The organism is Microbulbifer zhoushanensis (assembly GCF_021729055.1).
Taxonomy (GTDB): domain Bacteria; phylum Pseudomonadota; class Gammaproteobacteria; order Pseudomonadales; family Cellvibrionaceae; genus Microbulbifer; species Microbulbifer zhoushanensis.
Genome location: NZ_JAJSAO010000002.1, coordinates 139990 through 149960 on the forward strand (window position 1 = coordinate 139990; position 9971 = coordinate 149960).

At 65.6% G+C, this 9971-nt stretch carries 8 protein-coding genes; 3 read left to right on the plus strand and 5 right to left on the minus strand.

The window, feature by feature from the left end; all coding sequences use genetic code 11:
- Nucleotides 1-11: 11 nt before the first annotated feature.
- From LVD10_RS04165 to hisB, 5 genes are all read right to left on the minus strand, one after another.
- Nucleotides 12-986 (minus strand): alpha/beta hydrolase, encoded by a 975-nt coding sequence (locus LVD10_RS04165; RefSeq protein ID WP_237061999.1) that lies wholly within the window; start codon nucleotides 984-986, stop codon nucleotides 12-14.
- A gap of 474 nt (nucleotides 987-1460) precedes the next feature.
- Entirely contained in the window at nucleotides 1461-2219 is a 759-nt protein-coding gene (hisF, locus tag LVD10_RS04170) for an imidazole glycerol phosphate synthase subunit HisF (RefSeq protein WP_232939967.1), read from the minus strand.
- A gap of 23 nt (nucleotides 2220-2242) precedes the next feature.
- A complete protein-coding gene (hisA, locus tag LVD10_RS04175) occupies nucleotides 2243-2974 on the minus strand; it encodes a 1-(5-phosphoribosyl)-5-[(5-phosphoribosylamino)methylideneamino]imidazole-4-carboxamide isomerase (RefSeq protein WP_232939968.1) in 732 nt (243 codons plus the stop codon).
- Between the two features lie 128 nt (nucleotides 2975-3102).
- Nucleotides 3103-3777, minus strand: coding sequence for an imidazole glycerol phosphate synthase subunit HisH (gene hisH, locus LVD10_RS04180; protein WP_237062003.1), 675 nt, complete (start codon nucleotides 3775-3777; stop codon nucleotides 3103-3105).
- Nucleotides 3778-3922: 145 nt separating this feature from the next.
- Nucleotides 3923-4510, minus strand: coding sequence for an imidazoleglycerol-phosphate dehydratase HisB (hisB, locus tag LVD10_RS04185; RefSeq protein ID WP_232939970.1), 588 nt, complete (start codon nucleotides 4508-4510; stop codon nucleotides 3923-3925).
- Between the two features lie 109 nt (nucleotides 4511-4619).
- Here hisB and LVD10_RS04190 point away from each other — a divergent pair, with 109 nt between their 5' ends.
- The 3 genes from LVD10_RS04190 (at nucleotide 4620) to LVD10_RS04200 (ending at nucleotide 9548) form a co-directional block, all read left to right on the plus strand.
- On the plus strand, nucleotides 4620-4949 hold the full coding sequence (locus LVD10_RS04190; RefSeq protein WP_232939971.1) for a hypothetical protein: 330 nt from the start codon (nucleotides 4620-4622) through the stop codon (nucleotides 4947-4949).
- A gap of 223 nt (nucleotides 4950-5172) precedes the next feature.
- Complete coding sequence (locus LVD10_RS04195; RefSeq protein WP_237062004.1) at nucleotides 5173-7317, plus strand: TonB-dependent receptor; 2145 nt, start codon at nucleotides 5173-5175, stop codon at nucleotides 7315-7317.
- 185 nt (nucleotides 7318-7502) lie between these two features.
- Nucleotides 7503-9548, plus strand: a complete 2046-nt coding sequence (locus tag LVD10_RS04200; protein ID WP_237062005.1) for an AsmA family protein — start codon at nucleotides 7503-7505, stop codon at nucleotides 9546-9548.
- The last annotated feature ends 423 nt before the right edge of the window (nucleotides 9549-9971 follow it).

Sequence of the window (9971 nt, forward strand, 5' to 3'; positions counted from 1 at the left end):
TACCCTGTGGATTATTGCATTAACCAGTCGTCCAGCGCCGTGAGGATCTGGTGCCGGTAGGGCTGGGTCTCGTTGATCATCTGGTGGCGCGCGCCGCGGATAATCACCCGCTTGCTGTTGGGGAAGCGCGAGCGGATGGCACGCATGTTGTAGCGCCAGGAGACGGTCTCGTCACCGGTGCCCTGGATCACCAGGATGCGCTTCTCATTGACTGCGGTTTTGGGGAAGGTCTTCAGCCAGTCCACCATGGCCGCCAGCCAGCGCATGGACATCACCGGTGACTGCAGCGGGTCGCGGTGGGCCTGGCGGCGGGCGAACTCGGCATCGTGGGTATTGATATTGAAGCCGCGGTTGGGGGCCACCATAAAGAAGCGCCCCAGGTAGAACATCCACTTGCGCACATGCCAGCGCGCCGGGCGCACCAGCGGTGCCAGCAGCATGATTTTGTCGAACGGCTGCCAGCGGCTGTACTGCAGGTAGGCCAGCAGTGCCGCGCCGCCGGTGCTCTGCCCCATGGCATGCCAGGGGCCCGGGAGGCGGTCGCGGGCAATGTGCAGCAGCGCCCCCAGTACCTGCCGGTACTGCAGGAAGGAATCGATCGCCACACGCTCGCCACTGGACAGGCCGTGGCCGGGGAAATCGAAGATCACCACGTTGTAGCCGCGCTCCAGCCCGAAGCGGATGGCGGCACCGTAGATACCGGTGTGGTCGAAATAACCGTGGCAGATAAACAGCGTGCCGCGGGGCTTTTCCAGCAGCCAGTACTGGGCCACCAGCTCGTAGCCGGCCACCTCGAAGGTGCCGACACCGGTCTTGCTCGCCTGGGGGAAATTCAGCTGGTAGAAGTTGCGGTATTCCTGCAGGGCCGGCAACAGCTCGCAGCCACTGAAGTCCAGCGGTGCCAGTTCGTTACGCAACGCCGAGAAGTCCGGTCGACTGAAGACCGGGCTGTGTTCAACGGCGGAGAATTCCTGCAATAGATCCATATTTCAATGGTACTGCATTTTGCCAGCGGGGGAATCCTGGCGTGTCACGGTAACGCCATGAAGATATCGAAGGGGGGAACCGGGCGGGCACAAGGTCCGCCCCTACGACGGGATTGGAGCCAGGAAATCGTCTGCGGTTACCGCCGCCTTCCGAACACCGCAGGAGCGGCCGCTGGCCGCGATAATTCCGGGCCCATTACCGCAGCCACCCGTAGGGGCGCACCTTGTGTGCGCCCTTGCAGGAGATGGCACCTCGGGCGGACACAAGGTCCGCCCCTACGACGGGATTGGAGCCAGGAAATCGTCTGCGGTTACCGCCGCCTTCCGAACACCACCGTAGGAGCGGCCGCTGGCCGCGATGATTCCGGGCCCAATACCGCAGCCACCCGTAGGGGCGTGCCTTGTGTGCGCCCTTTCAGGAGATGGCACCTCGGGCGGACACGAGGTCCGCCCCTACATGGACCGGGGTTGGAATTAGAGCCGCATCTCGATGCCGGCGTCGTGCATATATTGCTTGGCCTCGGCGATGGTGTATTCGCCGAAGTGGAAGATGCTGGCTGCCAGTACCGCGTCGGCACCGCCCTCGAGCACACCGTCGGCCAGGTGCTGCAGGTTGCCGACGCCGCCGGAGGCGATCACCGGTACCGGCACCGCGTCGGACACGGCGCGGGTCAGGGCCAGGTCGAAGCCGTTCTTGGTGCCGTCGCGATCCATGCTGGTGAGCAGGATTTCCCCGGCGCCCAGGCCGGCCATTTTCTTCGCCCACTCCACCGCATCGATACCGGTGGGCTTGCGGCCGCCGTGGGTGAAAATCTCCCACTTGCTGTGTCCCACCTGCTTGGCATCGATGGCGACCACGATGCACTGGCGGCCGAAACGCTCGGCGGCCTCGCGCACGAACTCGGGGTTTTTCACCGCGGCGGAATTGATGGCGGTCTTGTCGGCGCCGGCGTTCAGCAGGTTGCGGATATCCTGGATGGTGCGCACACCCCCACCGACGGTGAGCGGGATAAACACCTGCGAGGCCATCTGCTCCACGGTGTGCAGCATGGTGTCGCGGCCCTCGTGGGTGGCGGTGATATCGAGGAAGGTAATCTCGTCCGCACCCGCCTCGTTGTAGCGCCGGGCGATTTCCACCGGGTCGCCGGCATCGCGAATATCGACAAAGTTAACGCCCTTCACCACGCGGCCGGCATCGACGTCCAGGCAGGGGATGATTCGTTTGGCGAGCATATGACTTACCCCTCTCTAATCCCTTACTGGCCCCACTCGTCACAGAGTTTCTGTGCCGCGCCCAGGTCCAGCTTGTCCTCGTAGATGGCGCGGCCGGTAATGGCCCCGTAGATATCCCTCGCTTCCAGCAACTGCTCGATATCCTCGATGGAGCTGACCCCGCCGGAGGCGATGATCGGCACTTTCACCGCATGGGCCAGTTCCAGCGTGGCCGGGATATTCACCCCCTGCATCATGCCGTCACGGGCGATATCGGTGTAGACGATGGCGCTCACGCCGCAGTCCTCGAAGCGTTTCGCCATCTCGGTGGCCTTCTGGTCGGACACCTGGGCCCAGCCCTCGGTGGCCACCAGGCCGTCCTTCGCATCCAGGCCGACAATGATGTGGCCCTCGAACTCGCGGCAGGCTTCCTTCACCAGCTCCGGGTTCTTGACCGCAGCGGTGCCGATAATGGCCCAGGTCACGCCCGCGTCCAGGTAGCGCTCGATGGTGGGCAGGTCACGGATACCGCCGCCGATCTGTACCGGCAGGTCCGGGAAGGCCTTCGCGATTGCATTCACCGCCTCGCCGTTGACCGGGTTGCCGGCAAAGGCACCGTTCAGGTCCACCAGGTGCAGGCGACGCGCGCCCTGGTCCACCCAGTGCTGCGCGGTGGCCAGCGGATCGTCGGAGAATACGGTGGCATCGTCCATTTCGCCCTGGCGCAGGCGCACGCACTGGCCGTCTTTCAGGTCGATCGCGGGAATTACAATCATGGTCAGTCTTTCTGTTGGCGGTGTATCAAATTGTGTGATCGCTGTAGGAGCGGCCCATGGCCGCGACAGCCCGGGGCATTCTGCAAGCCGGGATCGCGGCCATGGGCCGCTCCTACACGGTAATGTGGTTAAACCCTGCCGTTCCAGGCGGTGAAATTCTTCAGCAGCTGCAGGCCGCTGTCGGCGCTCTTCTCCGGGTGGAACTGGGTGGCGAAGATATTCTCGCGGGCCACGGCGGCGGCCAGGGACACGCCGTACTCGGCCTGGCCGGCAATATCCGGGTTGTTTTCCGCTGGCACAGCGCCCGCGGCGGAGGCCTCAGCGGGTACATAGTAACTGTGGACAAAGTAAAAGCGGCTGCCGTCCTCGATCCCGTTCCACAGCGGGTGCGGCTGCTTCTGCCACACCTGGTTCCAGCCCATATGCGGGACCTTTAACCGTTCACCCCCATGCCGGAGATCAGTGCCGAAAAACTTCACCGGCTCGGGGAATATGCCCAGGCAGTCGACCCCGTTATTTTCCTCGCTGCGCTGCATCATGATCTGCATGCCCACGCAGATGCCCAGCACCGGCAGGCCGGAACCGATGGCGTCCTGGAGCAGCGGCGCGAAACCGGCGTCGGTAAAGCCCGCCATGCAGTCGCGGATGGCACCCACGCCGGGCACCAGCAGGCGGTCGGCACCCGCGGCCTGTTCCGGCGTGGTGGCCAGCACCACCTGGTCGCCGGGCGCCACCTTCTGCAGCGCACTGGCCACCGAGTGCAGGTTGCCCATGCCGTAATCGAGTACTGCGATTTTCTGCACCGATATTCTCCTGTGACCGCGGCCCCCGCGCAGCAGCGCGAGGGCCGGGAAAGCAAAGGGGCAGATTACGCCGATGCCGGTGACCCGGATCAGCGCTGCCCGTACCTGCGCCCGCCGGCGCGGTGAATCCTCGAGCGGGCGGCCGTTACAGCACACCCTTGGTGGACGGCATGGTACCCGCCATGCGCGGGTCCTCTGCCAGCGCCATGCGCAGGGCGCGGCCGAAGGCCTTGAACACCGTCTCCACCTGGTGGTGGGCGTTGTGGCCGCGCAGGCAGTCGATATGCAGGGTCACCAGCGCGTGGTTCACGAAGCCCTGGAAGAACTCGTAGAACAGCTCGGTATCGAAGTTGCCGATGCGCTTCTGGGTGAACGGCACATTCATCACCAGGCCCGGGCGGCCGGAGAAGTCGACCACCACGCGGGAGAGCGCCTCGTCCAGGGGCACATAGGCGTGGCCGTAGCGGGTCATGCCCTTCTTGTCACCGATCGCCTCGGCGATGGCCTTGCCCAGGGTGATGCCGATGTCCTCCACCGTGTGGTGGTCATCGATATGGACGTCGCCGTCGCAGGTGATATCCAGGTCGATCATGCCGTGGCGGGCAATCTGGTCGAGCATATGCTCGAGGAAGGGCACCCCGGTATCGAACTTGCCGTTGCCCTGGCCATCCAGGTCCAGGCTGACCTTGATCTTGGTTTCCAGGGTGTCGCGATTGACGCTGGCCTTGCGCATAAGCGTTACGGTCCTTATATGATGCGTTGCAGTGCCTGTATAGAGCACTTCAGGAACAGAGGCGCGAATTATAGAGAAGAACGCCGCCGCTGTGGCCGGATAGTGTCAGATGAAACTTGATTCATGCGGTGTGGTGGATATGATACCAGCCATGAACACCCGCTCACGCCATAAGTCCAACCTGTGGACCGCCCTGTTGCTGCTGATGGCCCTGCTGTCAGCACAGCCGGTATTGGCCGAGCATATCCACTTCGTGGACCCGTCGCATGAGCTGTGCGATGTGTGCTTCCACCAGATGTCCGCCGCGGCGGGCAGTGAATACCGGGCCATTATGCCGGCCCCGGTCACCCACTACCTGCGCCAGAGCGCCCCGGTCCCCGGCGACAGCCAGCCCGAGCGCCAGACCGCCCGCGCACCCCCAGCCTCCCTGTCCCACTAAAACCGATCGATCCGGCGGCCCGACCGTCGCACAACTGTGCGCGTGGCCTGCCACCCGGACCACAGAATTACCGTTTCGGCGCAGTGTCGCCGTGAGCCTGTGACTCCGGGAAGGAACCGCGGCGCCCGCGCGCGCCGCACAATCGAACAGGAATTCCGGCGATGCGCGCCCGCGCCCCAGGTGGCAGCCCGCGTGCACGCCCATGAGACAGGTATAACAACTGATGTATAAGTCCAACAAACTGGCGCTGGCCGTAGCCGGCGCGCTGACCGTATCCGCCACTTTCGCCCAGGCCCAGCAACAGGGCCAGGCCAGCTCCGCACTGGAAGAGGTGAACGTCACCGTCTCCCCGCTGGACAAGCCCGCCGACGCCGTGGCCGCACCGGTGTCGGTGCTGGCCGGCGACGAGCTGCGCGACAGGGCCGCCGCCACCCTGGGCGACACCCTCAAAGACGAACTGGGCGTGGCCAACGCCTCCTTCGGCGGCGGCGTGGGCCTGCCGGTGATCCGCGGCCAGTCCGCCAACCGGGTGAAGGTCCTGAACGACAACCTGGACGTGGCCGACGCCTCCAACACCAGCTCCGACCACGCCAGCAGCGTGGAGGCCCTGCTGGCGAAGCGCATCGAGATCCTGCGCGGCCCGGCCGCCCTGCGCTACGGCAGCGGCGCCATCGGCGGCGTGGTGAACGTGATCGACGGCCGCATTCCCACCGAGGTACCGGAGCAGCTGGAGGGCGCCCTGGAAATGCGCCACGACACCGGCAACGAACAGGATGCCGGCGTCTTCCGCCTGGGCGGCGGTGCGGGCCAGCTGGCCTGGTACCTGGACGGCACCTACCGCGAGAACGGCGACACCCAGATCCCCGGCCTGGCCATCCGCCACCACGAGGAAGAACACGGCGCGCACGAAGAGGAAGCCCTCGCCGGCGAACCGCACGCCGAAGAGGAGGAGTTCAACACCGATGGCTTTGTCGGCAACACCAGCGGCCGCGGCCACAGCTACAGCGGCGGTGCCTCGTGGATTACCGACAGCGGCTTTATCGGCCTGTCGGTGAACCAGACCGGCAAGAACTACGGCATCCCCTTCGGCACCCATGCGCATGAGGAGGAAGTGCACGCGGGCGAGACCGCCGAGGAGCACGCAGCCCACGCCGGTGAGGAAGAGGGCCCGGAGGCGGTGCGTATCGCCATGGAGCAGACCCGCTACGACCTGAAAGGCGAGCACCGCTTCGACGACGACTACTGGGACAAGCTCAGCGTGCGCCTGGGCCACAACGACTACGAGCACGTGGAACTGGAAGAGGGCGAACCCGGTACCCGCTTTACCAACGACGCCTGGGAGAGCCGCATCGAGCTGACCCACGACGACGGCGGCGCCTGGCGCGGCGCCTACGGCCTGCAGCTGTCCGACAAGGACTTCTCCGCCATCGGCGACGAGGCCTTTATCCAGCCCTCCAACACCCGCAGCGCCGGCGCCTTCGTGATGAAGGAGCGCAGCTGGGCCGACTGGCACCTGGACCTGGGCGGCCGCCTGGAGCGGGTGGAAGTGAGCCCGGAAACCGGCAGCGACCGCGACTTCAGCCTGGTGAGCGCCAGCGGTGCCATCCAGTACTTCCTGGCGGAGCACCAGCACGTGAGCCTGGGCCTCACCAGCGCCGAGCGCGCGCCGGTGGCCGAGGAGCTGTACGCCAACGGCGCCCACCTGGCGGAATCCCGCTTTATCCTCGGCAACGCCGACCTGGATACCGAGAACTCCATCAACTGGGAGCTGGGCTACCACCACCACAACGAGGAGGCCAGCGGCTGGCACGCCGCGCGGGTGGAGGCCAACCTGTTCTACAACCAGGTGAGCGACTACATCTACGCCCAGAACACCGGCCTGGAAGACCTGGAGAGCGAGTTCCCCATCTACGCCTACGCCAACCGCGACGCCACCTTCTACGGCGCCGAGGCCTCGGTGAAATTCCCGCTGGCGGGCGGCCACTTCCTCACCCTGTTCGGCGACAGCGTGCGCGCGCAGTTCGATGACACCCTGGTCCCAGGTGAAAGCCGCGACGTGCCGCGCATGCCGCCGCTGCGCACCGGCCTGGCCCTGGGCGGCGACTACAGCCAGTGGAACTGGGAGTGGCGCACCACCCACGCCTTCGACCAGGACCGCCCGGGCGCCTTCGAGGAAGAGACCGACGGCTACACCCGCATGGACCTGACCGCGCGCTACAACATCAACGTGGGCGGCAGCGATGCGGTGCTGTTCGCCAGCGCCCGCAACCTGCTGGACGAGGAGATCCGCAACTCCACCTCACTGCTGCGCGACTTCGCCCCCGAGGCGGGCCGCAGCCTGGAAGCTGGCGTTAGGTTTATTTTCTAAGCGATCACGCTTTTTCCCCTCATTTCCCCACCTTTGCGGTTCCGTCATATGCGGCGGAACCGTTTTTTCCTACAATTGCCCAACCGTATGAAGAAGTACGCGCAGCGGCGACGGTGCGGCGCCCGTGCGTGGCGCCTCCCGCAGCCCGCTGCCAGCCACAGAAAATAACAGGGATCACCCACTCCATGGCCTGGATCAAGAACACACTGATATTCCTGCTGATCGTCCTCCTGCTGCTGGCCGGCGCCGCCGCCTGGCTGCTGGGGGGCATCGACATCAATCGCTACAAGCCGCAGCTGGAGCAGATGGCCGCCAAGCAGGGCGTGGCCCTGCAGCTGGACGGCGATATCGGCTGGCAGATCTGGCCCAGCCTGGCGCTGGAGCTGGAAGGCGTGCAGCTGGCGCCGCTGCCAGTGCCGGACCAGCCGCTGGTAAAGGCCGACCGCATCGCCGTGGGCGTGGCGGTCATGCCGCTGCTGAAAAAGCGCATCGAGGCACAGGAAATTGTCCTGCTGGGCCCACAGATCGACCTGCGCGTGGACGAGTCCGGCAAGGGCAACTGGGAGTTGCTGACCGAGGCCATGGAGGCCAAGCGCGAGGCCGAGGCCGAGGAACCGCCGCAGCTGGAAGTGGAGCCCGAGAAAGAGCCCGGCGCCCAGGACCTGAAACTGGCGCTGGAGAAGCTGCGCATCGAGGACGGCGTGATCCGCTATGCCGATGCCAAGGCCAAGACCGAATACACCGTGGAGAAACTCAGCGTCTCTGCCGACAACCTGGTGCCCGGCGGCGATGCCGGCCAGGTGCAGGCCACTGCCGAAGTCAGCGGCAGCGCGCTGAAACAGCCGGTGACCCTGGATATCGACAGCACCCTGGCAGTGGACGAGGGCCTCAACGGCCTGCGCCTGCAGCCGTTTGAATTCCGTGCCAAGAGCGGCGCGGCCGCTGCCAGGCTCTACCTGCGCGGCCACGTGCGCCGCAGCGCCGACGACCAGCCCTGGCAGCTGCAGTTCACCATGAACGCCGAGGCCAACCCGCTGCGGCCGTGGCTGGAAGTCACCGGCACCGAGCTGGTGACCCAGAGCGGCTCCGCGCTGCAGAAGTTCAGCATGGAAACCAACGTCGAGGGCACCGAGAAAGAGATCAAGCTGACCCCGCTGCAGCTGCAGCTGGACGAGACCGTGTTCTCCGGCAGCGGCCAGCTGCGCAATGCCGAGATCCCCGGCATCGACCTGACCCTGCGCGGCGGCGCCCTGGTACTGGACGACTACCTGCCGCCGCCCTCACCGCAGGAAGAAGAGCAACCCGAGCAGGAAGCCCCGCCGGCCGAGCCGGTTGAGCTGCCGCTCACAGCCATGCGCGGCTTCACCGCCAATATCGAGCTGGCGCTGGAGCGCCTCAACGCACTGGAGCTGCAGCTGGACGCCCCGCTGCTGCGCCTGAACATCGACAACGGCCTGTACCAGCTGCAGGAACTGAGCGCCGATATCTACGACGGCGAGTTCAGCACCAACGGCCAGTTCAACGCCCGTGGCCAGACCGCCACCGGCCAGGTCACCGGCGGCCTGGTGGGCGTGGAGATCTCCAAGGTGCAGCAGGTGCTGTTCCCCAGCGACCGGGTGCAGGTCTCCGGCAAGTCCACCATCAACTGGGCCGCCCAGACCAAGGGCAAGACCGACCAGGACCTGCAGAAAAACCTGCGCGCCGCGGTACAGGTATCCAGCGAGCAGCTGGCCCTGGCACCGTTCAACCTGGAGAAGGGCATGTGCCAGCTGGTGAGCTTCGTCGAGAAGACCCCGCTGTCACAACAGGAATGGCCCGCCCAGACCCGCCTGCAGGACCTGCGGGTGAACATCAAGGTTGAGGGCGACCAGGTGAAGGTGCAGGAAATCCTCGCCGGGGTGGAGAACATCGCGCTCACCGGTGACGGTGAAGTGGACCTGGAAAAGGCCGACTTCGACTTCGCCCTGGGCCTGTCCCTGGTGGGCCAGCGCACCTCCGCCAGCGGCTGCAGCGTGCAGAACGACCGCTGGCGCAACCGCCCGCTGCCCCTGCGCTGCAAGGACAGCTTCGCCGACGCCGGCATCGGCAGCTGCAAACCCGACAGCCGCCGCACCGACGACCTGCTGCGCGACGAACTGAAGTACAAGGCCGAGAAAAAGTACGGCGACAAGGTCAAAGAAAAAGTCGACGACCTGAAAGACAAATTCAAGGGCCTCTTCGACCGCAACTGATCCCCTCAGCCCAGCCCACAAAAAGGCCCCCACCCGGGGGCCTTTTTCTTTCCCCGTTCGTATCCCCCGTAGGGGCGCACCTCGTGTGCGCCCTGCTCACCGCAGGCACAAAAGCGGATACAAGATCCGCCCCTACAACGCCGCGCACAAACAAACGCCCCCCTTGTAGGAGCGGCCCATGGCCGCGATCCAACCCAACCAATGCACCACTCCCGTAGGGGCGCACCTTGTGTGCGCCCAACCACCCGCAGGCACAAGCCCGAATACAAGATCCGCCCCCCAGGAAACCTTACACACCCCGTAGGAGCGGCCCATGGCCGCGACCCAACCCAATCAATGCACCACACCCGTAGGGGCGCACCTTGTGTGCGCCCAACCACCCGCAGGCACAAGCCCGAATACAAGATCCGCCCCCCAGGAAAC

Coding starts and splice junctions, on each gene's coding strand:
- LVD10_RS04200 (WP_237062005.1), top strand. CDS start 7,503: ATGGCCTGGATCAAGAACACACTGATATTCCTGCTGATCGTCCTCCTG.
- LVD10_RS04190 (WP_232939971.1), top strand. CDS start 4,620: ATGAAACTTGATTCATGCGGTGTGGTGGATATGATACCAGCCATGAAC.
- LVD10_RS04165 (WP_237061999.1), bottom strand. CDS start 986: ATGGATCTATTGCAGGAATTCTCCGCCGTTGAACACAGCCCGGTCTTC.
- LVD10_RS04195 (WP_237062004.1), top strand. CDS start 5,173: ATGTATAAGTCCAACAAACTGGCGCTGGCCGTAGCCGGCGCGCTGACC.
- hisA (WP_232939968.1), bottom strand. CDS start 2,974: ATGATTGTAATTCCCGCGATCGACCTGAAAGACGGCCAGTGCGTGCGC.
- hisF (WP_232939967.1), bottom strand. CDS start 2,219: ATGCTCGCCAAACGAATCATCCCCTGCCTGGACGTCGATGCCGGCCGC.
- hisB (WP_232939970.1), bottom strand. CDS start 4,510: ATGCGCAAGGCCAGCGTCAATCGCGACACCCTGGAAACCAAGATCAAG.